The organism is Ferrovibrio sp., from assembly GCF_046297595.1.
Classification (GTDB): domain Bacteria; phylum Pseudomonadota; class Alphaproteobacteria; order Ferrovibrionales; family Ferrovibrionaceae; genus Ferrovibrio.
Map to the genome: position 1 here is coordinate 507,671 of NZ_JBKBHT010000001.1, position 23,877 is coordinate 531,547.

Annotated in this window: 18 protein-coding genes; 11 read left to right on the forward strand and 7 right to left on the reverse strand. The window is 63.6% G+C overall.

What is annotated here, in order from left to right; translation table 11 throughout:
* Positions 1–106: 106 nt before the first annotated feature.
* A complete protein-coding gene (locus ACK4FJ_RS02605) occupies positions 107–844 on the forward strand; it encodes a response regulator (protein ID WP_409763584.1) in 738 nt (245 codons plus the stop codon).
* Positions 841–2,265: a sensor histidine kinase gene (locus ACK4FJ_RS02610; RefSeq protein WP_409763587.1), complete on the forward strand. Its 1,425-nt coding sequence runs from the start codon at positions 841–843 to the stop codon at positions 2,263–2,265. Before ACK4FJ_RS02605 ends, ACK4FJ_RS02610 begins: the two co-directional genes overlap by 4 nt.
* Positions 2,266–2,284: 19 nt before the next feature.
* Here ACK4FJ_RS02610 and ACK4FJ_RS02615 read toward each other — a convergent pair whose 3' ends face one another.
* Complete coding sequence (locus ACK4FJ_RS02615) at positions 2,285–3,148, reverse strand: phytanoyl-CoA dioxygenase family protein (protein ID WP_409763590.1); 864 nt, start codon at positions 3,146–3,148, stop codon at positions 2,285–2,287.
* 131 nt (positions 3,149–3,279) lie between these two features.
* Between ACK4FJ_RS02615 and ACK4FJ_RS02620 the strand changes: the two genes are divergently transcribed.
* Positions 3,280–3,858 carry a chlorite dismutase family protein gene (locus ACK4FJ_RS02620; RefSeq protein WP_409763593.1) on the forward strand — a complete coding sequence of 193 codons (579 nt, stop codon included), beginning with the start codon at positions 3,280–3,282 and terminating at the stop codon, positions 3,856–3,858.
* A gap of 67 nt (positions 3,859–3,925) precedes the next feature.
* On the opposite strand, the gene ACK4FJ_RS02625 is transcribed toward ACK4FJ_RS02620, so the two are convergent.
* On the reverse strand, positions 3,926–5,053 hold the full coding sequence (locus ACK4FJ_RS02625; RefSeq protein ID WP_409763596.1) for an acyl-CoA dehydrogenase family protein: 1,128 nt from the start codon (positions 5,051–5,053) through the stop codon (positions 3,926–3,928).
* Positions 5,054–5,089: 36 nt separating this feature from the next.
* A complete protein-coding gene (locus ACK4FJ_RS02630) occupies positions 5,090–6,280 on the reverse strand; it encodes an acyl-CoA dehydrogenase family protein (protein WP_409763599.1) in 1,191 nt (396 codons plus the stop codon).
* A 152-nt stretch (positions 6,281–6,432) separates the two neighbouring features.
* Between ACK4FJ_RS02630 and ACK4FJ_RS02635 the strand changes: the two genes are divergently transcribed.
* The gene (locus tag ACK4FJ_RS02635) at positions 6,433–6,849 is read left to right on the forward strand and encodes a PaaI family thioesterase (RefSeq protein ID WP_409763602.1); all 417 of its coding nucleotides are present in this window, start codon (positions 6,433–6,435) and stop codon (positions 6,847–6,849) included.
* A 17-nt stretch (positions 6,850–6,866) separates the two neighbouring features.
* Here ACK4FJ_RS02635 and ACK4FJ_RS02640 read toward each other — a convergent pair whose 3' ends face one another.
* Positions 6,867–7,715 (reverse strand): crotonase/enoyl-CoA hydratase family protein, encoded by an 849-nt coding sequence (locus ACK4FJ_RS02640; protein WP_409763605.1) that lies wholly within the window; start codon positions 7,713–7,715, stop codon positions 6,867–6,869.
* An 88-nt stretch (positions 7,716–7,803) separates the two neighbouring features.
* On the opposite strand from ACK4FJ_RS02640, the gene ACK4FJ_RS02645 reads away from it, so the two are divergent.
* A complete protein-coding gene (locus ACK4FJ_RS02645; protein ID WP_409763608.1) occupies positions 7,804–8,670 on the forward strand; it encodes a MaoC/PaaZ C-terminal domain-containing protein in 867 nt (288 codons plus the stop codon).
* 1 nt (position 8,671) lies between these two features.
* Here ACK4FJ_RS02645 and ACK4FJ_RS02650 read toward each other — a convergent pair whose 3' ends face one another.
* Positions 8,672–10,387 carry an EAL domain-containing protein gene (locus tag ACK4FJ_RS02650; protein WP_409763611.1) on the reverse strand — a complete coding sequence of 572 codons (1,716 nt, stop codon included), beginning with the start codon at positions 10,385–10,387 and terminating at the stop codon, positions 8,672–8,674.
* 202 nt (positions 10,388–10,589) lie between these two features.
* Between ACK4FJ_RS02650 and ACK4FJ_RS02655 the strand changes: the two genes are divergently transcribed.
* The gene (locus ACK4FJ_RS02655) at positions 10,590–12,287 is read left to right on the forward strand and encodes an AMP-binding protein (RefSeq protein ID WP_409763614.1); all 1,698 of its coding nucleotides are present in this window, start codon (positions 10,590–10,592) and stop codon (positions 12,285–12,287) included.
* 69 nt (positions 12,288–12,356) lie between these two features.
* On the opposite strand, the gene ACK4FJ_RS02660 is transcribed toward ACK4FJ_RS02655, so the two are convergent.
* Positions 12,357–13,298: a dihydrodipicolinate synthase family protein gene (locus tag ACK4FJ_RS02660; RefSeq protein WP_409763617.1), complete on the reverse strand. Its 942-nt coding sequence runs from the start codon at positions 13,296–13,298 to the stop codon at positions 12,357–12,359.
* 73 nt (positions 13,299–13,371) lie between these two features.
* Between ACK4FJ_RS02660 and ACK4FJ_RS02665 the strand changes: the two genes are divergently transcribed.
* Positions 13,372–15,492 carry a methyltransferase domain-containing protein gene (locus ACK4FJ_RS02665; RefSeq protein ID WP_409763620.1) on the forward strand — a complete coding sequence of 707 codons (2,121 nt, stop codon included), beginning with the start codon at positions 13,372–13,374 and terminating at the stop codon, positions 15,490–15,492.
* Here ACK4FJ_RS02665 and ACK4FJ_RS02670 read toward each other — a convergent pair whose 3' ends face one another.
* Positions 15,493–16,278, reverse strand: a complete 786-nt coding sequence (locus tag ACK4FJ_RS02670; protein WP_409763623.1) for an HpcH/HpaI aldolase family protein — start codon at positions 16,276–16,278, stop codon at positions 15,493–15,495.
* A 222-nt stretch (positions 16,279–16,500) separates the two neighbouring features.
* Here ACK4FJ_RS02670 and ACK4FJ_RS02675 point away from each other — a divergent pair, with 222 nt between their 5' ends.
* The 4 genes from ACK4FJ_RS02675 to ACK4FJ_RS02690 all read left to right on the forward strand — a co-directional run bounded on the left by ACK4FJ_RS02675 (position 16,501) and on the right by ACK4FJ_RS02690 (position 23,873).
* Positions 16,501–17,091 (forward strand): chemotaxis protein CheW, encoded by a 591-nt coding sequence (locus tag ACK4FJ_RS02675; RefSeq protein ID WP_409763626.1) that lies wholly within the window; start codon positions 16,501–16,503, stop codon positions 17,089–17,091.
* Positions 17,092–17,287: 196 nt separating this feature from the next.
* Positions 17,288–19,795 (forward strand): methyl-accepting chemotaxis protein, encoded by a 2,508-nt coding sequence (locus tag ACK4FJ_RS02680; RefSeq protein ID WP_409763629.1) that lies wholly within the window; start codon positions 17,288–17,290, stop codon positions 19,793–19,795.
* Between the two features lie 105 nt (positions 19,796–19,900).
* Complete coding sequence (tkt, locus tag ACK4FJ_RS02685; RefSeq protein WP_409763632.1) at positions 19,901–21,913, forward strand: transketolase; 2,013 nt, start codon at positions 19,901–19,903, stop codon at positions 21,911–21,913.
* 178 nt (positions 21,914–22,091) lie between these two features.
* Positions 22,092–23,873 carry an ABC transporter ATP-binding protein gene (locus ACK4FJ_RS02690; protein ID WP_409763635.1) on the forward strand — a complete coding sequence of 594 codons (1,782 nt, stop codon included), beginning with the start codon at positions 22,092–22,094 and terminating at the stop codon, positions 23,871–23,873.
* The last annotated feature ends 4 nt before the right edge of the window (positions 23,874–23,877 follow it).

Sequence of the window (23,877 nt, forward strand, 5' to 3'; positions counted from 1 at the left end):
GCCCGGTTCGTGTCGTCGTCGTATCGATATATTTCAGTTTGTTGCAAAAATCCGGGTTGGCGCCCGGATTCTATTACTATGGCGCAAACATGACCGGAGACGTGCTTTGACTGCCCCAGCCAACATTCATGTGCTGATCGTGGACGACGACCATCGCATTCGCGCCATGCTGGCGCGCTTCCTGGCCGATCATGGCCTGCGGGTCAGCCAGGCCGGCGATGGCCGGCAAATGTTCGCCATCTGCGAAGACAGCCGGATCGACGTGATCGTGCTCGACATCATGATGCCGGGCGAAGACGGCCTGTCGCTCTGCCGCCGCATGCGCGCACAAAGCGCCGTGCCGATTATCCTCCTGACGGCGATGACGGGCGATACTGATCGCATCATCGGCCTTGAGATCGGCGCGGACGATTATGTGGTCAAACCGTTCAACCCGCGCGAGCTGCTGGCCCGCATCCGCGCCGTCACCCGGCGCCTGGGTGCCAGCAGCATCAACGCCAAACGTGCGGTGGCCTGTTATGAATTCGGCGGATGGCAACTCAATGCCAGCCGACGGACGCTGACCTCACCCGACAAAACCCTGACCGAGCTCACCAGCGGCGAGTTTGATCTGCTGCTGGCCTTCCTGGAACATCCCCAGCGGGTGCTGAGCCGGGACCAGTTGCTCGACCTTGCCCATGGTCGCGCCAACCAGGCCTATGACCGCAGCATCGATGTGCAGATCAGCCGCCTGCGCCGCAAGATCGAGACCGATCCCCAGGACCCGGCCTTCATAAAAACCATCCGCAACGAGGGGTATTTCTTCACGGCGGCGGTAACTCCGGTCGAGGATACCGCGGCATGATCATTCCGTTCTGGTCGCGGCTGCGCCTGGCGCCGCGCATCGTGTTGGTCATCATCGGTGCCCTGCTGGCAATGAAGGCCGTGGACAAGGCCATGCCGCTGGTGATCCGCCCGCCCGAAGCCATGTTCTTCGATCGCGACTGGCTGCTGGCCACCCTGCAGGACATCCGCGACCGCAGCATCACGGCGCCGGCCGCCGAACGGCCGGCGCTGCTGCGGGATCTTCCAGTGCGGCAATGGCTGGATATAACGCTGCTGAGCAGTCCGCCGGATTTCCGTCATTCCGAGCGCGAAGGCGGGTTCACCGACCTCCACCGGCGGATCACCGACCGGCTCGGCCTGACGCCACAGGATGTGCTGCTGAAGGCGGACGAGCCGGACGATCCCGAATATTCCCCGCGCCCGCTGGTCATCATCCTGCCGCCGCTGCCAACGGTTATCATGGATGTCTTCGATGACCGAAGTGCCAACATGCTGAGCAGCGATCTGCGCATCGCCTTCCGCATCGGGCCCCAGGAAGACTGGCTGGTGGTGACACCAAAAAGCGACGGACAGGAGATCGTGCGCATGACCCGCAACGTGGCCCTGCCATTGCTCGCCGTGGTGCTGATCGGCCTGCTGTCGGTCTGGGTGGCGCGCGGCATCGTCAAGCCGCTGGATGACCTGGCGGAAGCCGCCGAGAAGCTGGGTCGCGACCGCGAGCCTCGCCTGGTCGGCAGCTTCAATGCGCCCGAGCTTCAGGCCATCGGCAATTCATTCAATGCCATGCAGCTGCGGCTGAAGCGGTTCGTCGACGACAGGCTGCAGATGATCGCAGCGATCAGCCATGATCTGCGCACGCCACTCACCCGTCTTCGCCTGTTTGCGGAATACCTTCCCGATCCCGACCAGCGCCGGCAGGTGATGTCCGATATCGCCGAGATGGAGGCGATGATGAGCGCGACACTGACTTTCGCCAGTACCCAGCTGAAGGACGAGCCCCGCAGTCCCAGCGATCTGGCCGCCATGCTGATCAGCCTGTGCGATACCGCCGCCGATGCGGGCTGCATGGTCGCCTACGAGGGGCCGGATCACGCCCGGCTGGTCTATCGGCCTGTTGCCATGCGGCGCGCCTTCGCCAACCTGATCGACAATGGCTGCAAATTCGGCAGCCATGTCTGGGTGCGCCTGCGGGAAACCCCGGATGCCTTCGTCATTACGGTCAGCGACGACGGCCCCGGCATTCCGCCGGATCAGTTCGAGAATGCCTTCCGGCCTTTCGTGCGGCTGGAATCGTCACGCAACCGCGATACCGGCGGCACCGGGCTTGGCCTGACCATCGCCCAGGACATCATCCTGACCCATGACGGCGATATCATGCTTTCGGCGGCACCGGATACAAATGGCCTGGTGGTGACTGTGACGCTGCCGCGACAGGGATAGGCCCGCAACTGCCTGCAGCTCAGTCTTCCAGCAGCCGCTTGGGATGCAGGCCGTTCACGAAGCCCATGAAGGGCGGATGGATGCTGTAGCCCAGCATGCGGCGGATATGCTCGCTGCACTGTTTCACCCGCTCGCGCGAGACCGACAGGCTGAAATTCTCCTGTTGCCGGCACCAAGGTGCGCAATACTGCGCGGTGACGCAGAGCCGGCCGGCCGCCGAGCGGTTGGCGCCGCCGCCATGCCATGTCGTGCCGAGGAACAGCAGCACCGAGCCTTTCGGCATCACCGCCGGAATGGCGCTGGCGAGATCGGCTTCAGCCGGCGCGCGGTCGGGCCACAGATGGCTACCCGGCAACACCACCGTGGCGCCGTTCTCGGCCGTGAAATCGTCGATGGCCATGATGGTGGCCGCACCAAGGGCCGGACGCGGGCGCGGCCAGGGATAAAACGCATCGTCGTGATGCAGCGGCTGCGCCGCCTCGCCCGGCAGGATGTTGATCGCCTGCAACTGCGACAGCAGGTAATTCGGCTCCAGCACGCGATCCAGCAGGGCCAGTATGAGCGGGTGCTCGACCAGCGGATTGCAGATGAAGGTCTTCTCGATCACGGCATAAAGCCGCTGGGTACCGAAGCCCTCGAAATTGTTGCGCCCCAGATATTTGCCGAACAGCGGCATCAGCTCGGCGCGGATCGCCTCGACATCATCATCGGAAAACAGCTGCGGCAGGATCACGTAGCCGTCACGCTGCAAAGCGGCAAACAGCGCATCGACCAGCACCTGATCGGCCTGTTCCTGGCTGCCGGCGGTGGATCGGTATTTGCGCGCCAGTTCGGCGCGGAAATACGCCTGCATGTCGTTTACGACGGTTACGGTCTTGGTCATCGCGCTTCCTTTCAGAATGATCACGCTGTCGGGTGCGCATTCGTCGAGCAACCTGCCTATGCAATAGGCGCCGCCACGCCCCAGTGAAGCGTCTCAATTGCCATAGCGCAAGAAACAATTGAACCGAGGCGATGCCTGTCGATACCATACGCGCCATGCTCAGCCCGCTTCACGTGACATTCATCGCCGGAACCTCAGGCCCATGGCGGATCGACCGCATCAATGCAGTGATCGGAGAAAGCCTGGCCGCAGCGGACGCACTGACAGTGATAGAGGGCAACGATCCAGCAGCCGATGCTGGGACAGCATGGATGCTGCGGGGCTTTACCAGCAATACGCGATACACCACGCGCCTGGAAACCGCTTCCCTCACGGCGCGGCAGCAGGGCCTGGGCCGTCCAGCATCGACCCGGGCAGCTCTGATTCCAATACGAAAATCCGAGGCCTGGTGGACTTTGGCGCAAGATGAGCGCCGCGAAATCTTTGAAGCCCAGTCCAAACACATCGAGATCGGACAGGAATACCTGCCCGGTATAGCGCGCCGTCTGCACCATTGCCGCGATCTGGGCGGCGATTTCGATTTCCTGACCTGGTTTGAATTCGCCCCCGGCGACGACAGCGCGTTCGAGATGCTACTCGAGCGTCTGCGGCAAAGCCCGGAATGGAACTATGTCGAGCGAGAGGTCGACATTCGACTCACCCGGGCCTAATCCGACGTAATTCCGTTACTCTCGCAGCCGGCACGTTCAGATTCCAACCCCTGTTTCTGTTCCGTCTTCAATCGCTGAGGGCGGCGAAGCGGCGCTGGTGATGGTCGGCATGGCCGAACAGGGTGTCGATGGTCATCAGCCGCTTCATGTAATGGCCGACATTCAGCTCATCGGTCATGCCCATGCCGCCATGTAGCTGCACGGCCTGCTGGCCCACGAAACGGCCCGAGCGGCCGGTCTGCACCTTGGCGGCAGCGGCGGCCTTGGCGCGCTCCTTCGCCGGCGCATCCATCTTCAGGTTGGCGAGCAGCGAGAGCGAACGGGCGCTTTCCAGCTGCATCATCATGTCGACCAGGCGATGCTGGATCACCTGGAAATCGCCGATCGGCCGGCCGAACTGCTTGCGCGTCTTGGCATAGGCCAGCGTGGTTTCGTGCAGGGCGGCCATGGCGCCGACCGCCTCGGCCGACAGATAGCCAATCGCCTGGTCAACCACCTTCTCCACGGCCGGCAACGCGCCGGCCGGATCGCCCAGCACCGCGACGGCCGGCGCCTTCTCGAAAGCGATGTCGGATGCGCGGCCGTTATCCACGGTGCGGTAATCCTGCCGCGACACGCCGGCGCCATTGGCATCCACCACAAACAGGCCCAGGCCCGTCTCGTCGGCATCATTGCCCGCCGTGCGCGCCAGTACGACCAGCTTGCTGGCGCTGGGGGCATCGCGCACCACGATCTTCTTGCCGCTGATGACCCAGCCGCCGCCGTCCTTCACGGCCTTGGTGCGCACTTCATTCAGCGCGAAACGGCCGCCATGCTCGGCGAAGGCAAAGGCCCATTTCTGTTTGCCCTCGGCGATCTGCGGCAGGTATTCGGCCTGCTGCTTCGCGTCGCCGGCCGCCATGACCAGGCCGGCGCCCAGGATCACGGTGGAGAAATACGGCTCGGCCACCAGATGGCGACCAAAACGTTCGGCCAGCAGCATGGTGTCGACGCTGCCGCCGCCCAGACCGCCATGATCCTCGGGCAGCGGGATGCACAGCCAGCCCAGCTCGGCCATGGTCTGCCAGTTTTCCTCCGCATAGCCCAGATCGGTCTTCACCAGTTTGCGCCAGCGGTCGAAATCGTATTTGTCCTGCAGCCAGCTTTCCACGCTGTCGGCCAGCAGCTTCTGTTCTTCGGACAGATTGAAATCCATTGTCTCGTTCTTCCCTGCTTCAGAATTCCGTTTGCGTTACAAGCCCAGCACCATCTTGGCGATGATGTTGCGCTGAATCTCGTTTGAGCCGCCATAGATCGTGGTGGCGCGGTTATAGAGGAAGGCTTCCATGCGGCCCTGCGCGTAATCGGGGCCGACGGGCGGCTGGTTGGAGCCATCCGGCCGGTGTTCGTAGGGATTGGCGTAGTAACCCAGCGCCTCGCAGGCCAGTTCCGTGATGGTCTGCTGAATCTCCGAACCGCGGATTTTCAGCATGCTGGCTTCCGGCCCCACGCCCTTGCCCGCCGTCTCGGCCGCCAGCACACGCAGGTTGGTGTATTCCAGTGCCATCAGTTCGATCTCGACGGCGGCCACCTTGGCGCGGAAGCTGGCTTCCTCGATCAACGGGGCCCCGAAAGCCTGTTCGGCACGGGCGATTTCCTTAAGGCGGCGCAGGCGCTGCTTGGAGGTCGAGACTTCGGCGATGGTGGTACGCTCGTTACCCAGCAGGAACTTAGCATAGGTCCAGCCCTTGCCTTCCTTGCCGATCAGATTGCTCTTGGGCACACGCACATTGTCGAGGAACACCTCGTTCACACCATGGCCTTCATCGATGGAGATGATCGGCCGCACGGTGATGCCGGGCGTGTTCATGTCGATCAGCAGGAAGGAAATACCCTCCTGCGGCTTGGCGTTCGGATCGGTGCGCACCAAGCAGAACATCATGTTCGCGTAATGCGCCTGGGTGGTCCAGATCTTGTGGCCATTAACCACGTAATGGTCGCCGTCGCTTTCGGCCTTGGTGCGCAGGCTGGCGAGATCGGAACCTGAACCCGGTTCGGAATAGCCCTGGCACCACCAGTCGTCCATATTGAGGATGCGCGGCAGGTAGCGCTTCTTCTGTTCCTCGGTGCCAAAGGTGTAGATCACCGGCCCCACCATGGCGATGCCGAAGGGCAGCAAAGGCGGCGCATCGGCGGCGGCGCATTCCTCGTCGAAGATATAGCGCTGGATCAGCGTCCAGCCCGGACCGCCATATTCCTTGGGCCAGCCTGGCGCGCCCCAGCCGCGCTGGTTGAGTATGCGGTGCCAGGTGACGAAATCCTCGCGGCCCAGATGGGTCATGCGGCGGGTCTTCTCGGCCAGCGCTGGCGGCAGGCTGTCGCGGATGAAGCCGCGCACCTCTTCCCGGAAAGCGCGTTCCTCGGCCGTGAATTCGAGATCCATGGCGTTTCTCTCCCTCAAATCGGGCAAGAGGTTAGGACCGGCATTCGCGCTGCGCAAGCTGTGACGCAGGGTAAACCCCGCAGGAAGGCTTGCATGGACTCGACCTCTCCTGCTCAATCGCAGCGCATGCATACAAAACGGACAGATTCGCGATGACTTTCGATCCCGCCGCCGCCGGCTGGAAACAGCGCCACGGCCAGGGCCCCTTCACCCAGATCGTCGGTCCCGTCTGGGTCCGCCGCGAGGAAGACGGCAGTTCGACCTATGGCCTGCTGGCCGAGGACCGCCACACCAATTCGCGCGGCGTGGTGCATGGCGGCATGCTGATGACATTTGCCGACCATATGCTGGGCTGGCTGGTCTGGGATGCCGTCGAACGGCGGGCCTGCGCCACCATCTCGCTGAACAACCAGTTCATCGGCGCGGTGAAACCCGGCGACTGGATGGAAATGCGCGGCCGCATCGTGCGCCAGACCCGCAGCATCATCTTCGTGCAGGGCGAAGCCAAAGTGGGCGAACGCGTGGTGCTCGCCGCCGAAGGCATCTGGAAGGTGCTGGGCGTCGACTGACTAACGACGCCCGACCCTCAGCGACGGCGGCGCACGATCTTCTTGGCCGGCAGCAGGTCGGCGAATTTCGCCTCGCGCTTCTGCTGGTTGGCCTGCATCTGCTCCATCAGATCGATGCTGAGGAACATGCCGGCCTGCCAGACCTGCATGTAATTGAGCGCATCGGCCGTATCGTGGTCGCGGGTGTAGTTCAGCATCTCCTTGCTGCCATGCACGGCCAGCGGCGATTTCGACGCAATTGTTTTGGCGATCTCCAGCACGGCGGCCAGCATCTCGTCCTGCGTGGCATAGCTGGCATTCACCAGGCCGCAGCGGAACGCCTCGTCGGCGGCCATGCGGCGGCCGGTATAGGCGAGTTCGCGCACCAGCCCCGACGGCATCAGTTGCGGCAGGCGCTGCAAAGTGCCGACATCGGCGGTCATGCCGATGTTGATCTCCTGGATGCAAAACCAGGCATCGTTCGTGCAATAGCGCATGTCGCAGGCCGAGATCAGGTCGACACCGCCGCCGATGCAGCCACCCTGGATCGCCGCCAGCACCGGCACGCGGCAGCGGTCGATCACAGCGAAGGTTTCCTGCATCTCGGCCACGGTGCGGCGCATCTGCTCGCCTACCCGGCCGCGGTCGCCCTGCATCATCTCGCCGGCGATATTGGCGAAGGCAGAAAGATCCAGCCCGCCGGTGAAATGCCTGCCGGTCGACGAAATCACGACGGCGCGGATTTCCGGGCGATCCTCGATCTCGGCGAACACGTCCACCATTTCCTGCCAAAACGGCAGCACCATGGCATTGGCCTTGTCGGGCCGGTTGAAGATGATGCGGGCAATATGGTTTTCGACCGAGAAATCGAAGGTTGCGTAAGCCATTGTTCCTCCCATTCGCCCTGCCGTTACGGCAGGGCTGGTCTGCGTTCCGCGGCGCGGTTACAGTCGGGAAAAGATTTACGGAGGAACCATGCCGATTGTCTATGACGAACTGCTGCGCCTCGACATTCCGGAACGCGAATTCAGCTACAGCGACCGCGACACCATGCTCTACGCGCTCAGCGTCGGCATGGGGCATGATCCCATGGATGCCGACGAACTGCCCTTCGTGTTCGAGAAGGACCTGCGCGCCCTGCCCAGCCTGGCCACCGTGATCGCCTGGGACGATAGCTGGACGCCGAAGACCGGCATCAACTACGTGATGGTGGTGCATGGCGAGCAGCGCGTGACCATCCATAAGCCGCTGCCGCCCAGCGGCCGGATCAAGGCCAAGGTGCGCATCAGGGACGTGTTCGACAAAGGCGCCGGCAAGGGCGCCATCATGCTGACCGAAAACACCCTGAGCGATGCGCAAAGCGGCGAGAAGCTGGTGACCCTGCTGTCCACCGTGTTCGCGCGTGGCGATGGCGGCTTCGGCGGCCCGGCCCGTGCGGCGGGGGACGGCCCGCCGGCACCGCATACGATCCCCGACCGCCAGCCCGATGCCGGCGTGACGGCGAAGACCCAGCCGAACCAGGCGCTGTTCTACCGTCTATGCGGCGACCGCAATCCGTTGCATGCCGATCCGGCCTTTGCCAAGGCGGCTGGTTTTCCGCGTCCGATCCTGCATGGCCTGTGCACCTATGGCCATGCCGTGCGCGCCGTGGTGAAAGCGGTCTGCGACCACGATCCGGCCAGGATCGCGCATATCGAGGCGCGCTTCACCGCGCCGGTTTTCCCAGGCGAGACAATCCACACGGAAATCTGGCGCGACGGCAACATCGTATCGTTCCGCGCCCGCCTGATGGAGCGCGACGTGGTGGTGCTGGATCACGGCAAGGTGGAATTGCGCGGCTAGATCAGCGGCGCTTGAGCCTGACTTCGGCCGGGTTGCGATGCGGGCCCGGATCGTCGTCGAGCCGCAGCGGTTCGAGCCTGGGGTCGGGTTCGGGCCGGCCGAACAGGTAGCCCTGGCCGTAATCGATGCCGAAGTCGAGCAGCAGGCGGGCCTGGTCCTCGGTCTCGACCATTTCGGCCACCGTGCCGATGCCGAGTTCCTTGCACAGCCAGACCATGCCTTTGAGGATGGCGCGGTCGCGGTCCTGTCCCTGGGTCTGCAGCGCCTTCACATAGGCGCCATCGATCTTGACGTAATCGATCTCCAGCGCCTGCAGATAGGGGAACGAGGCGGCGCCGGCACCGAAATCGTCGAGACAGACGAAATGGCCGTCCTCGCGCAGTTGCCGCACCGCATTGGCGGCATGCACCATGTTGGTGATCTGGGTCGATTCCGTGATCTCGAAGATCAGTTGCCGGCGCAGGCTCGGATCCACGGCGAGGATTTCGCGCAGCGCGGCCATGAAGACCGAGCTTTCCAGGCTGCGGCCGGAGAGATTGACCGCCACGTCGATGGTCTCGCCCTGGCGGCGGCGTTCGGCCAGCATGTCGACCACGCGCTGCACCACGGCAAGATCGAATTCGCCGATCATGTGCACGCCTTCGGCCAGGCGGATCGTCTCGAAAGGCGACCCTCCATCCTCGAAGCGCGACAACGCCTCGTAGTGATGCAGGGTGCGGGTATCGAGCCGCACGATGGGCTGGAAAACGAGCTGGAACTGCCGGCTGGACACCGCCGAGCGCAGAGCGCGCACCCGCGACACCGTTTTCTGCAGCAAGGCCTTCAGGCTGTCTTCGGTGGTATGCAGGGTGGCGAAACTGGCGGCGCCTTCATTGGCGAACCGTTCGACGGCAAAGGCCATGGCACTGGCGGCATCCTCATCGCTCATGCCCCGGGCCTGCAGGTCGAGCGTCGCGCTGCGAACCCCCAACGCCTCGGCCGCCTTGGCGGCCTGGGTACTGCTCTGCCTGATCAGGTTGCGCACCTGCTCGGCCACGACATCCTGATCCAGTGGTGCGGCATGCAGGATGCCATATTTCTCCGGGTCGATATGGCCGGCCGTGTCGCCCCCGATGGATTTGGCGCGGATCAGCGCGCCAACATCGCCCATCAGCAACTGGCTGTCTTCCGGCGGCAGGCTTTCGACCAGTTCCTTCAGGCCGACGATTTCGACCAAGGTGAGCTTGACCTCTGACCCCAGGTCGCGGGCCAGTTTCAGGCGGTCGCCGGCGCGGGTCTCGAAATCCTCGGTTGTCAGCAGGCCGGTCTGGTAATCGCGCTTGTTCTGCAGCGCCGCCTCGGCCTGGGGCAACCGGGCATTCGACAGCGTCAGATAATACCGTCCCTCCTGCCGCGGCAGGCAGCAGCCGCCCAGCACGCAGAGCGCACCTGGCTTGCCTTCCAGGTTCAGCAGGCGGATCGTGACCGGCTCGATCCGTGCACCGATGGTCAGCCCGGCCAGCAGGTTGAGCACAAAATGACGGTCGGCTTCCTCGATCAGGGTGGCGAAATTCTGGCCCACCAGGCCGGTACTCTCGCAACCGGCGATCAGCCGCGCCGCACCAGTGGCGAAGATGATCTGGCCGTCGGCGGCCACCTCGAGCATCAGGTCGGCAGCGGAGAAGGCGAAAGCGACAAACCGGTCGCGTTCCGCCCGCATATCCTTGGCGCCGCCCATTCTGGCCTCATCGGGGATTGGAAACTTAGTTATCAAGTGTGCCAGCCGCCGCGCCCGGACGCAACCCGGCGGGTGCCGCCCGCCCCGCCCGGATGAACCCAATTCGCTTGACGCAGCGCCACGTTGCGCCGGAGCCAGCCGGTTCCTAGAATGGGTCCGTCTCCGGCCCGTGATGGCCGGCCCGAAGTCTAGGGGGAGCATAATGAGCGCACCGTTCTGGGAAAAATCCTATCCGGCCGGGGTAACCTGGGCACAGAATTTCCAGGCCAGGCCGATCTGGACCCTGCTGGACGATGCCGTCGCGCGCTTCGCGCCGCGGCCCTGCCTGGATTTCATGGGCAAGGGGTATACCTACGCGGCGGTTTCCGACCTGGTCGACCGCGCTGCCAAAGGCTTCCAGCAGCTCGGCGTCGGCCCGGGCGTGCATGTTGGCCTGTTCCTGCCCAACACGCCGCATTATGTGATCTGCTTCTTCGCCATCCTGAAGGCCGGTGGCCGGGTGGTGAACTACAGCCCGCTCGATGCCGAACGCGAGCTGCGCTACAAGATCGAGGACAGCCAGACCGACATCATCGTGACGCTGGACCTCAAGGCGCTGTACCCCAACATCGCCAAGATGATCGGCACCACGCGGCTGAAGAAGGTGGTGGTCTGCCGCCTGCCCGATGTGCTGCCCTTCCCCAAGAACCTGCTGTTCCCGCTGGCCAAGGGCAAGGAAATCGCCGCCGTTCCGAAGGACGACAAGCATATCCGCTTCGCCGACCTGATCGCCAATGACGGCCGCTATACCCCGCATCCGGTAAAGGATCCCGCCGAGGAAGTGGCGATCCTGCAATATACCGGCGGCACCACCGGCCAACCCAAGGGCGCCATGCTCACCCATGGCAACATCACGGCCACGGTGCATATGTATGCTAGCTGGACCGGCAACCTGAACCTGCTGGATGACGGCAAGGAACGCGTGCTGATGGTCCTGCCGATGTTCCACATCTATGGCCTGAGCGCGGTGCTGCTGCGCATGCTGACCATTGGTGCTGAATTCATCATGCATCCACGCTTCGACCTGAAGGCAGTGATCGAGGACCTGCACAAGAAGAAGATCTCGATCTTCCCTGGCGTGCCGACGATGTATGCCGCCATCGTCAACCTGCCGAACCTGAAGGATTACGACCTTTCGGGGCTGAAATTCTGCGCATCCGGCGGCGCCCCGCTGCCGGTCGAGGTGCAGGACAAGTTCGAGAATGCCACCGGCTGCAAGATGATCGAGGGCTGGGGCATGACCGAAACCTCGCCGGCCGGCACCCAGACGGTGCATGGCGGCGTGCGCAGGCGCGGTTCCTGCGGCCTGCCGCTGCCGGGCGTGACGATCGAGATCGTCGATGTCGACGACCCGCTCAAGGTGCTGGGCGTGAAGGAAACCGGCGAGATCTGCATCACCGGCCCGAACGTGATGAAGGGCTACTGGAACAAGCCCGAGGCGACGGCGGAAGCCTTCGCCGGCGGCCGCTTCCATACCGGCGACGTGGGCTATATCGACGAGGACGGCTATATCTTCATCGTCGACCGCAAGAAGGACATGATCCTCTCGGGCGGTTTCAACGTCTATCCGCGCAACATCGAGGAAGCGATCTACGAGCATCCGTCGGTGGAAGAATGCACCGTGATCGGCATTCCCGACCAGTATCGCGGCCAGTCGGCGAAGGCCTTCATCAAGCTGAAGGCTGGCGCACAGCCCTTCACCTTCGACGAACTGCGCGACTTCCTGAAGGACAAGCTGGGCAAGCACGAGATGCCCGTGGCGATGGATATCCGCGAGGCCCTGCCCAAGACACTGATCGGCAAGCTCTCGAAGAAGGAACTGGTCGAGGAAGAAAAGAAGAAGGCCGGCGGCGGCGAGTAAGCCTAGGCCCGACAACAAAAAAGCCCCGGCTCGCACCGGGGCTTTTTTATTGGCGCCGGCGGTTCCCAGCTATTCGGCCGCCTGGGCCTTGGCCAGGCCGGAATCCCAGTCCTTCAGGGCCTGGGCCACCGGCTTCACCCTGGCACGCTGCTCAGGCCCCAACACGCTCATCAGCGGCAGCATCGGCCCCATATCGGCGATCCCGGCCAGCGTGACCGCGTCGTGCAGGGTGCGGATCGGACTGATACCGTCGCGCAGGTCTTCCAGCGGCAGATAGGCCTCGCGCAACCGCTCGGCTTCGGCCACGTCGCCGCGCTGCAGGGCGGCAAGCATTGCCATCGAGCCGCGCGGTGCCACGCAGACCGAGCCAGAGGTGAAACTGCGCAGGCCGAATTTCTGGAAATGCACGATCGCCGGCCGCTCGCCGATACCGCTGATCACCAGCGCCGGATCGACATGATCGAGGAGGCGTTTCAGATACTCGTCCTGGGCCGGGTCGGCACGCACGGTGCCGTATTTCACCGCGCAAACCAGCCCTTCCCGCATCAGTCGGCCGGCCGCTTCCGGCGCGATGTAGTTCTCGGCTTTGATATACAGGATCACCGGCTTGCCCATGGTGACCGCGGCACGCCGCAAGCCGACTTCCACGCCCTCAGAAGTGGCGGGGAAGGTCTGCGGCAGGGCCATGGCGGCAGGCACCTTGGAGCCGCGCAGAATCTTGGCCTGGTCGATCAGCTTGCCGTAATCGGGACCGAAGGACGGAATCAGCCAGGTGTCGGTCCCGACCGCGTCGATCAGGAAATCCAGAATCTCGGCATATTCGCCAACCGACACGTTGTAGAAGTTGGCATTGCCGCCATACATCAGGCTGCGCACCCCACCGGCCTCGAGATAGGCGATCAGCTGCCGATTCGCCTCCTCGTTCAGGGTCAGGTCCGAGTAACGGGCCAATGGCGGCACCGCCAGAACGGACGCAGACAGGTCGGCGGCAGTGACGGGCGTTGTTTTCATTATGTTTGCTCCAACGGGGCGTTCCTCTTAAGGTGGAAGAGTAATCCGTCATCAGCCCCTGCTGCAAAGCGAAATGTCACTTCCAAACCCCGATGAAATAGCGGCAAAGGCACATCTGCTGCCCATGCTGCGGGCGGCGATCCGCGCAATCGAAACCGAGCGGTTCGACCAGGCTGAGGGCTTTCTGGACAGCATCCTCAAGCAGGAGCCCGACTTCGCCGACGCCCTGCATCTGAAGGGATACATCGCCTTCCAGCGCGGCGCGCTGGACACTGCCCGCCAGTTGGTCGATCAGGCCATCGCGAAGGATTTCCATTTCGAGGATTATCACGTCACCCTGGGGCATATCCTGCTGGCGCTCGGCGATCGCGAAGGCGCCAGGAACAGCTTCGGCGCGGCCATCGCGCTCAATCCGAAATACAATGAGGCCTATATCGGGCTGGCCCATATCTTTCTAGCTGAAGACAGCGTGGATTCCGCGATCGGTGCACTGGCCACCGCCCGAAGTTCCAGTGCCAAGAACCCCGAAACCAACTACATGCTGGGCTATGCCCTGATGATCAAGGGCGACGCCAAGCAGGCCATCCGCTTTTTCGGACTGGCCCACAAGCTGGCGCCAGACATAGTGCGCTACAAGGTCGGCTTAGCGCGTTCGCTGCGCGATGTGCGGCTGAAGCAGCCCAATCCAGAACTGGTGGCCAACGTGCTGCCCCTGCTGGGCGAGCCGGGCATCGAACCGCGCGACCTTGCGCCGCTGATCGAAAGCGCGATCTGCCTGGACCCGGTTTTCGTCGCACTGAACCCGATTGATGCTATGCCGGGACAGGCCGTCGCCGCCGTGCTGAGCCGGCCCTCCTGCCCTGACCTGCTGGGCATCACGGCACTGCCCGCCTGGCTGAAATACGGCCTCGTCAGCCATCCAAAGCTGGAACGGCGGCTCACGGCGTTGCGGCGCGGTCTGCTGGCCATGGCCTTTAACTCCCCCGAGGCATTGTCGCGATACGAATCCCTGCTCTGCCTGATGGCGATCTGCGGCTTCCAGGCGGAATACATCGACTGGGTTTCGCAACACGAAACCATCGCGCTGACTGAACTGGCGGCAAAGCTGGAGACGTATTCGCCTGCCGATAGCCCAGCCCTCTTCGCGGTATATGCCTGCTATCGACCGCTTTACCAGCGCCACGACGTCGAGCGCCTGGCTTCTGCCTCGTGGCCGGATGCCTATGCCGACCTGAAACGCATTCAGATCGACGAGCCGCTGGCAGAACAGCGCATCGCCACGACCATCCCGGCCTTGACCCCCATCGAGGACCAGACCAGCCAGGCCGTGAGGGAGATGTATGAGGAAAGCCCCTTCCCGCGCTGGCATCAGCCGATCCTTGGCACGCCTCAGACAGTGAGCAGTCGGCTACGAACCGCCCTTCCACTGCAGCAAATACCGGCGGAAGAGCGTCTCACGCCCGAGATTCTGGTGGCCGGCTGCGGCACGGGCTTGCATGCCATCCTGGCCGCCACCAGCTATGCCTTCTCGAAGGTCCTGGCGATCGATCTGAGTCGCACAAGCCTGTCCTATGCCATCCGCAAGGCGACCGAGATCGGGATCAGCAACGTGGAATTCGCCCAAGCGGATATCCTGAAGCTCGGCAGCGTCCCACGGCGTTTCGACGTGATCGAGAGTTTCGGCGTGCTGCATCACCTGCGCGACCCAGCCGCCGGGCTGGCGCAACTGGTCGCGCTACTGAAACCGGGCGGCTACATGATGCTGGGCCTCTACAGCGAGGTCGGCCGCCGCGACGTGGTGAAGGCACGCGACCTGATCGCCAGGCTCCGCCTTGGCGACAGCCCGGAAGAGGTGCGGGAATTCCGACGCATCCTGCCCAAGCATGATCCGCAACTGGCCGCGAGACTGAGTGCATCCAGCGCCTATTACGCACTCAGTGACCTGCGCGACTTGGTGTTCCACCGCCAGGAGCATCGCTACACGCCGCAGCAATTGCGCCAGTTCATCAATGGAGCCGGACTGGAATTCCTTGGCTTCGAGTTTTCCTCGCCGAAAGCCCTGTCGGGATATCGCGCGCGATTCCCCGACGACCCCACGGCCACCAATCTCGATCACTGGGCCGAGATAGAACTCGAAAATCCCGACCTGTTCGCCAATTGCTACCGTTTCTGGGTCCGGCGCAAACCGGATTGATCAGACGCGGCCCAGATGGCTGCGGAAACGCCGCGCCAGATCGCGGGTCGCTTTGGCCAGCAGCCCCTGGTCGACGCCGACCGCGACAAATGTGAAGCCGGCATCCAGATAACGCCGCGCATCATCTTCGTTCGGCGCGAGAATGCCGCAGGGCTTGCCGGCCGCCTGGCAGAGCTGCAATCCGCGCATAATCGCGGCCTGCGCATCGGGATGGGCGCTGTTGCCCAGATGCCCCAGATCAGCCGACAGGTCGGCCGGGCCAATGAAGATGCCATCCACGCCATCGACCTTGGCGATCTCAGGGATGCGGTTCAGGGCCGCACCCGTCTCCACCTGCACGATCACGCCGATCTCGCTGTCGGCATGGGCATGATAATCCTGCACCAGGCCATAACGATTGGCGCGCTGCGATCCGGATACGCCACGGATCCCGCGCGGCGGATACCGCGTGGCGGCCACCGCGCGGCGGGTTTCATCAGCATCCTGCACGAAGGGCAGGATCAGATTGGGCGAACCTATATCGAGGAAGCGCTTGATCAGCACCGCATCGTTCCAGGCCGGGCGAACCACGGGGCTGGCGGTGTTGGCATCGATCTGCATGGCCTGCAGCTGCTGCAGGATCATTGGCACTTCATTCGGGGAATGCTCGGTATCCAGAACCACCCAGTCGAAGCCGGCGGTGGCGACGATCTCGGCCACGATGTTGCTGCACAGGGATGCCCACAATCCGATCTGCGGGCGGCCTTCCTTCAATGCATGCTTGAAGGCATTGACGGGCAATTTCATGGCAACGATACCTTTCGGGATGCTGACCGGTGCAGCAGGACCGGCAGCGCGGGATGACAATCCTGTTTTTCGCCAGATTTATGAAACATCATTGAACGGACGGCTATACATCAGCCAATAAATTCTGGCGACGCAAGCAGAATATGTCTGCCTTCCCGGCCTTTGATTTGATAAAAAGGCGCACGGCACCCCACCGGCGGCGCGCTGATCAGAGGAGGCACCATGACCCAGCTCCCTACAGCATCGAGCGATCACGGCAGCGGCAATATCCCGCACAACAGCATTGCGACGACACGCGGACACGCCGCTACACAATCGGGCGATGCCACCGGCAGCAACGAATACCTTACCTTTTCGATCGACAGCCAAGATTACGGCATCGATATCCTGAGCGTGCGGGAAATCCGGGCCTGGACAGAGGTGACGAACCTGCCCAACACGCCGGACTTCGTACGCGGCATCATCAACCTGCGCGGAACCATCGTGCCGATATACGATCTGCGCGTCCGCTTCGGCGGTGGCCGCACCACGCCGACCAGCATGCATGTCGTGATCGTCGTGGTGGCCGCCAACGGCACCTTTGGCCTGCTGGTCGATTCCGTATCCGACATCCTGTCGATCGCTGAACGCGACCTGCAGGGTGTGCCGGAAACCGGGATGGAAGCCGACTACCGCTTCCTCAACGCGATTGTCGCACGCGGCGACCGCATGGTGTCGATCATCGACCTCGACCATCTGGTCAACCAGGACACGGCGGCGCAGATGGAACAGATCGCTGCACAACAAGGGTCTGGCGCCGTCGCCCAAGCGTAATTTTCTCCAATGCCGAACCATGGCCGCTTGCGGCCGCATGGTTGCGACTCGCTGGCATCTGCCGCCGCGACTACGCCTTACGCCGCGTAAGGATTAAATCTTGATAACCTATGCACTTTAACCGGGTGCATTGCACAAAAGTCGGGCTAATTTAACTCCGCTGACAACCCCAACACGGGGACAAAGGGGAAGACCCATGCCGACTTTTTCCATCCGCACCACACTGGGGCTCGTTATCGGCGTCCTGGGCATCATGCTGGTTGCGATCAGCGCGATCTCGCTGAACGAAGCCATCCAGCGCTATAGCGCTGCCCAAAAGGTGGCGACGCTGGCCCCGATCAGTCAGGCCTTCTTCCGCAGTCTGCAGCAGCACCGACTGGAGCGCGGCAACATCATGATCGCGTTCCGCGCCGATGCCCCTGCCAGCAAGGACAGCATCGACAACATCACCACCCAGCGAGACAATACGAAGGACGGCTATAATACCGGCTATGCGCTTCTGTCGGCGCTCCGCGACCTGCCGGGCGCGGCTCCGATCCAGACCAAGCTGAAATCCGCGCATGATGCCGTCGAAACAATGCGCCCCAAGATGATGACGCTGATCGCCCAGCCCAAGGATCAGCGTGACGCGCAGGCCATGCAGGACTGGCCGCGCGTGACTCAGGGTTATCTGAATGCCCTGCAGGAGGCTTCTGATTTCCTGGAAGCCTCACTCCAGCTTGTCGATCCCGTCGTCGACCAGATGCTGACCGTCAAACAGAACGCCTGGACGATCCGCAACTATTCCGGATCCATGGTCCTGCGCATCCTCACCACCATGTCGGCCAACCAGAACTGGGGGATTCCCGAGGTCATGGCCCATGCCGACGATGCCGGCCGCTCGGCTACGGCGTGGGAAATCGTTACCGTCATCGCTGCGCGCGATGATGCGCCCGCTTCCGTGCGAGAGGTCGTTAACAATGCCAAAGCCTTCTTCTCCGGCCCGATCGGCGAGGAGCGTCAGACCATTGTAAAGGCCCTGAGCAGCGGCCAACCCTCGCCGGTACCGATCTCGAAATACCAGCCGGGCGTGGTCGACAGCCTCAATCTTCTGAATGCGATCGCCAATACGGCGTTGGACGAACTGATCAAGCGCGCCGATGCGCAAATGACCCAGACACAGCAAAGCCTGGGCCTGAATGGTGCCCTGCTGGTCGCCGCCATAGCCTTCACCGTCTTCGGTTTCCTGATCGTGCAATGGCGCGTCAGCGGCCCGATCCAGCGGATGACCGGCGCCATGCAGCGTCTGGCCGACCGCGACCTCGCTGTGGAAATCCCCTTCGTTGATCGAGGCGCCGAAATCGGCCAGATGGCCAAGGCCGTGCAGGTGTTCAAGGACAACATGGTTGCCCGCGAGCAGGCCGAAGCTGATATCGCCCGCCAGCGCGAGGAGAGCGAGCAGCGGCGCATCGAACGCGAGGCCCGCGAAAGGGCTGCCGGCGAGGAAATCGCCGGCCTGGTCAACAAGGTGGCGCAAGGCGACCTGTCGGGCCGCATCAACGAAGGCGGCAAGGAAGGCTTCTTCCTCACCACCAGCCAGGAACTGAACCGTCTGGCCGCGACGCTGCAGACCATGGCCGGCGAAATGGCCGACACCATGGGTGCGATGGCCGGCGGCGACCTGACCAAATCGGTGCGCGGCGACTACCGCGGCGTGTTCGGCCAGTTGAAGGATAGCGCCAACAGCATGGCCGATCGCATGCGCGACTTCGCCGGCCGCCTGACCAACACGGCTCAGTCGGTGAAGACCGCGTCGGATGAGATTTCCTCGGGCTCGCAAGACCTTGCGCAGCGCACGGAATCGCAGGCAGCTTCGATCGAGGAAACTGCGGCGTCGATGCACGAGATCACCACGACGGTGAAGCAGAATGCCGACAACGCCCAGGCCGCCAACCAGCTGGCCACGGCGGCCCGCGACACGGCGGAGAAGGGCGGCAGCGTGGTGGGCGATGCCGTCTCGGCGGTGAGCCGGATCGAGGAGAGCGCGCAGAAGATCAGCGACATCGTCGGCCTGATCGACGAGATCGCCTTCCAGACCAATCTGCTGGCCCTGAACGCCAGCGTGGAAGCTGCCCGCGCCGGCGAGGCCGGCAAGGGTTTTGCCGTGGTGGCGCAGGAGGTGCGCGCGCTGGCGCAGCGTTCGGCCAATGCGTCCAAGGACATCAAGGCGCTGATCCAGGAATCGAATACCCAGGTCAAGACCGGGGCCGACCTTGTGGGCCGCACCGGCCAGTCGCTGACCGAGATCGTGGCCTCGATCAAGAAGGTTTCCGACATCGTGGCCGAGATCGCCGCCGCCAGCCGCGAGCAGGCGACCGGCCTGGAGCAGATCAACACCGCCGTCGGCCAGATGGACGAGATGACCCAGCGCAATGCCGCCCTGGTGGAGGAAACCACGGCCGCCGCCCAGAGTCTGGCAGGCCAGGCCAGCGAACTGGCCGATCTGGTCGGGTTCTTCAAGCTGGATGGACGCGCCACGGCTTCTGCGCCGAAACTGGCTGCCGTGACCAGCCCCAGCCCCGTCCCGGCAACAAAGCCGGCTGTGACTGCCAGGCCAACCCCTGCCAAGCCGGTTCATGCGGCGACTCCTGCAAAGGCGGCGAAACCGGCTGCGACCGCGCCCCGGCCAGCCACGCCGGATGAGGACGACTGGCAGGAATTCTGACCGTCTTTCAAAGGGTTTCCCATGCCTTAAGGCATGGGTTGACGGGGGACGCTGGGACCGGCATGGTCCGCCCGCTTTCGACTCCAGAAGCGGGATTCCACCGATATGCTGCAGGCCGCCACAGCCTTCCCCCGTCACGCCGCCCCGGTCAGTCATGCCGACATGGCGAATGCCATCCGGGCGCTCGCCATGGATGCCGTGCAAAAGGCCAATTCGGGCCATCCCGGCATGCCGATGGGCATGGCCGACGTGGCGACGGTGCTGTTCAGCCGCTTCCTGAAATTCGACCCGCAGAATGCGACATGGCCTGACCGTGACCGCTTCGTACTGTCTGCCGGCCACGGGTCGATGCTGCTCTATGCCCTCCTCCACCTGACCGGCTATCCGGACATGACGCTGGAGGAGCTGAAGAACTTTCGCCAGATCGGTTCGCGCACGGCGGGCCACCCCGAATTCGGCCATGCCGGCGGGATCGAAACCACCACCGGCCCCTTGGGCCAGGGCATCGCCACCGCCGTGGGCATGGCGCTGGCCGAGCGCCTGCTGGCCGCCCAGTTCGGCAAGGATGTGGTGGATCACTATACCTATGTGATTGCTGGCGACGGCTGCCTCATGGAAGGCATCAGCCACGAAGCCGCCTCGATGGCCGGCCATATGAAGCTGAACAAGCTGATCGTCCTATGGGACGATAACGAAATTTCCATCGACGGCCCGACCAGCCTGTCGGTTTCTGACGACCAGATCACCCGCTTCCAGGCCAGCGGCTGGGCAACCATCCGCGTCGACGGTCATGATCCGGAAGCCGTGGCTGCCGCCATCGCTGCCGCACAGAAGAGCGACAGACCCAGCCTGATCGCCTGTCGCACCGTGATCGGCTATGGCGCACCGACCAAGGCCGGCACGGCTGCCATTCACGGCTCGCCGCTCGGCCCCGATGAGATCAAGGGTGCGCGCGAGAAGCTGGGCTGGCCGCATGCGGCTTTCGAGATTCCCGACGCCATCCTGAAGGCCTGGCGCACGGTAGGCAGCGCCAATGCCGCGAAGAAGCAGGCCTGGGACAAGGCATTGGCCGCCCTGCCCGCGCCGCAGCGCGCCGAGTGGGACCGCCGCGTCAAGGGCGACCTGCCGGCCGATTTCGCCAAGGTGATCGACGAGTACAAGGCCAAGCTGGCCGCCGACAAGCCGAAATGGGCGACCCGCAAGGCATCTCAGATGGCACTGGAAGTCATCAATCCGGCCGTGCCCGAGACGGTTGGCGGCTCGGCCGACCTGACTGGTTCGAACAACACCAAGACCGCCGGCCTCAATCCGGTCAAGCCCGGCGACTTCAGTGGCCGCTATGTCTATTACGGCGTGCGTGAGCATGGCATGGCGGCGGCGATGAACGGCATCGCCCTACATGGCGGACTGATCCCCTATGGCGGTACCTTCCTGGTCTTCACCGATTACTGCCGCCCCTCGATCCGCCTCTCGGCCCTGATGGAACAGCGTGTCATCTATGTCATGACGCATGACTCCATCGGCCTGGGCGAAGACGGCCCGACCCACCAGCCGGTCGAACACCTGGCCGCCCTGCGCGCCATTCCGAACCTGCTCGTTCTGCGGCCGGCCGACGCGGTGGAAACCGCCGAAGCCTGGCAGGTGGCACTGGAACAGAAACATCGTCCCAGCGTGCTGGCCCTCACCCGCCAGGACCTGCCGGCCGTGCGCACCAGCCACAGTAAGGAAAATCTGGTGGCCAGGGGCGGCTACGAACTGATCGCCGCCGACGGCACGGCAAAGGTGACCCTGCTCGCCACCGGTTCGGAAATCGCCATCGCCATGACCGCCCGCGAGTTGCTGCAGAAGGATGGGATTCCCACCCGCGTTGTCTCGATGCCCAGCTTCGAGTTGTTCGATGCCCAGGATACCGCCTATCAGGAAAAGACGCTCGGCCCGGGTACCGTGCGCGTGGCCATCGAGGCTGGCGTGCGCCAGGGCTGGGACAGGTATCTCGGTATCAAGGGCGGCTTCGTCGGCATGAGCGGCTTCGGCGCCTCGGGCCCCTACGAGCAGTTGTACAAGCATTTTGGCATCACGCCGGAAGCCGTGGCCCAGGCGGCCAAGCAGAGGCTGTAAGGGGCACGGTGGGGTAACTGCCTGCCGCGCAAGCTTTTATTCATGCAACCCTGCCGACTGCGGACCGGGATAGGATTGTCCGGCATGGCGCCGCGCTGGTCCCGACGGACAGCGCATGCTATAGCAGCCGGCATTAACTCTTTGCCGAGATTGACTCTTTCATCGGGACGGATTTCCTGTGACTTCCCCCACGCTCCCCGGCATCCCGGTCAGCAACGCACCGGCCAGCAGCATGGCGCTGATCCGCCGCCTGCTGGCCGAACAGGTTCGCCCCCATATCGGCTCACTGTTCCTGGCTGTGATAAGCATGGGCGTCGTGGCCGCGATGACGGCTGCCACCGCCTGGCTGCTCAAGCCGGCCATCGACCAGGTTTTCACCGAACGTGATCCCTACTGGACCATGATGGTTCCGCTGATGGTGGTCGCCGTCGTGGTGATCAAGGCCATCGCCGCCTATTTCGAAGGCACGCTGATGACCCAGTTCGGCGAACGGATCATCGCCGACACCCAGGTCCGCATGTATGCCCACATGATCCGGGCCGACCTAGCCTGGCTGCACGAGATGCATTCCGGCAAGCTGATCGCCAGCTTCCTGTATGATGCCGGCCTCTTGCGCGAGGCGGTGTCGAAGGCCCTCACCGGCATCGTCAAGGACAGCCTGAGCCTGATTTTCCTCACTGGCGTGATGTTCGCCATGAACTGGCAATTCGCCCTGATCGTCTGCGTGATTTTCCCGCTCGTCGGCCTGACCACCCGGCGACTGGGCAAGAAGGCGCGCAAGGGCTCGGCGCGCTCGCAGCAGGAAACCGGCAAGCTGACCACGATCCTGAGCGAGACCTTCGACGGCGCGCGCATGGTGAAGGCCTACGGCATGGAGCAGCGCGAGATCGACCGCGCGCGCCAGTCGGTGGAAACGCGCCTCGGCCACATCATGAAAGTCGTGCGCGCCCGCGCCGCGGCCAGCCCATCCACCGAAGCCCTGGGCGGCATCGCGGTCGCCGTGATCATCTATATCGGCGGCACCACCGAGACCCTGACCCTCGGCACGCTCACCGCCTTCATCTATGCCGCGCTTTCGGCCTACCAGCCGCTCAAGGCGCTGGCCAACCTGAACACCGCCCTGCAGGAAGGATTGGCCGCCGCCGAACGCATTTTCAGCCTGCTCGACATCAAACCCAAAATCACCGAGGCGGCGGATGCGAAACCGCTGGTCGTCTCGGGCGGCGAAATCCGCCTGGAACAGGTGAGTTTCCGCTATAGCGAAGACAAGACCGCGCTGCAGGGCATTTCCCTTGTGGTGCCGCGCGGGAAAAAAGCTGCACTGGTCGGCGCCTCGGGAGCTGGCAAATCCACCCTGCTTAATCTCGTGCCGCGCTTTTACGATGCCTCGGAAGGCCGCGTGCTGATCGACGGACAGGATGTGCGTGCGGTGACGCTTGGTTCGCTGCGGCGGAGTGTGGCACTGGTGAGCCAGGAACTGACCCTGTTTGACGACACCATCCGCGCCAACATCGCCTATGGTCGGCCGGAGGCCGATCTGGGCGATATCGAGGCCGCCGCCCGCCATGCGGCGGCGCATGATTTCATCATGGCCCTTCCGGAAGGCTACGACACGCTAGTGGGCGAAAATGGCGTGCGGCTTTCCGGTGGCCAGCGCCAGCGCATCGCCATCGCCCGCGCTATGGTGCGCGACGCACCGATCCTGCTGCTGGACGAGGCCACCAGTGCGCTGGATACCGAATCCGAGCGCCTGATCCAGACGGCGCTGGGCGAACTGATGCGCGGGCGTACAACGCTGGTGATTGCCCATCGCCTGTCCACCGTGATCGACGCCGATGTGATTTTCGTGCTGGATCACGGCCGCCTGGTCGAACAGGGCAGCCACGCCGAATTACTGGCACGGAACGGTGCCTATGCGCGGCTGTATGCCACCCAGTTCGCCGCCGAGGCCACGGCTTAAAACA

Bases quoted from the DNA above. Each gene is read 5' to 3' on its own strand.
- ACK4FJ_RS02640 (WP_409763605.1), bottom strand. From the start codon at position 7,715: ATGGCTTACGCAACCTTCGATTTCTCGGTCGAAAACCATATTGCCCGC.
- ACK4FJ_RS02660 (WP_409763617.1), bottom strand. From the start codon at position 13,298: ATGAAAACAACGCCCGTCACTGCCGCCGACCTGTCTGCGTCCGTTCTG.
- ACK4FJ_RS02675 (WP_409763626.1), top strand. From the start codon at position 16,501: ATGACCCAGCTCCCTACAGCATCGAGCGATCACGGCAGCGGCAATATC.
- ACK4FJ_RS02680 (WP_409763629.1), top strand. From the start codon at position 17,288: ATGCCGACTTTTTCCATCCGCACCACACTGGGGCTCGTTATCGGCGTC.
- ACK4FJ_RS02665 (WP_409763620.1), top strand. From the start codon at position 13,372: ATGTCACTTCCAAACCCCGATGAAATAGCGGCAAAGGCACATCTGCTG.
- ACK4FJ_RS02655 (WP_409763614.1), top strand. From the start codon at position 10,590: ATGAGCGCACCGTTCTGGGAAAAATCCTATCCGGCCGGGGTAACCTGG.
- ACK4FJ_RS02650 (WP_409763611.1), bottom strand. From the start codon at position 10,387: ATGGGCGGCGCCAAGGATATGCGGGCGGAACGCGACCGGTTTGTCGCT.
- tkt (WP_409763632.1), top strand. From the start codon at position 19,901: ATGCTGCAGGCCGCCACAGCCTTCCCCCGTCACGCCGCCCCGGTCAGT.
- ACK4FJ_RS02610 (WP_409763587.1), top strand. From the start codon at position 841: ATGATCATTCCGTTCTGGTCGCGGCTGCGCCTGGCGCCGCGCATCGTG.
- ACK4FJ_RS02615 (WP_409763590.1), bottom strand. From the start codon at position 3,148: ATGACCAAGACCGTAACCGTCGTAAACGACATGCAGGCGTATTTCCGC.
- ACK4FJ_RS02620 (WP_409763593.1), top strand. From the start codon at position 3,280: ATGCCTGTCGATACCATACGCGCCATGCTCAGCCCGCTTCACGTGACA.
- ACK4FJ_RS02635 (WP_409763602.1), top strand. From the start codon at position 6,433: ATGACTTTCGATCCCGCCGCCGCCGGCTGGAAACAGCGCCACGGCCAG.
- ACK4FJ_RS02670 (WP_409763623.1), bottom strand. From the start codon at position 16,278: ATGAAATTGCCCGTCAATGCCTTCAAGCATGCATTGAAGGAAGGCCGC.
- ACK4FJ_RS02625 (WP_409763596.1), bottom strand. From the start codon at position 5,053: ATGGATTTCAATCTGTCCGAAGAACAGAAGCTGCTGGCCGACAGCGTG.
- ACK4FJ_RS02630 (WP_409763599.1), bottom strand. From the start codon at position 6,280: ATGGATCTCGAATTCACGGCCGAGGAACGCGCTTTCCGGGAAGAGGTG.
- ACK4FJ_RS02645 (WP_409763608.1), top strand. From the start codon at position 7,804: ATGCCGATTGTCTATGACGAACTGCTGCGCCTCGACATTCCGGAACGC.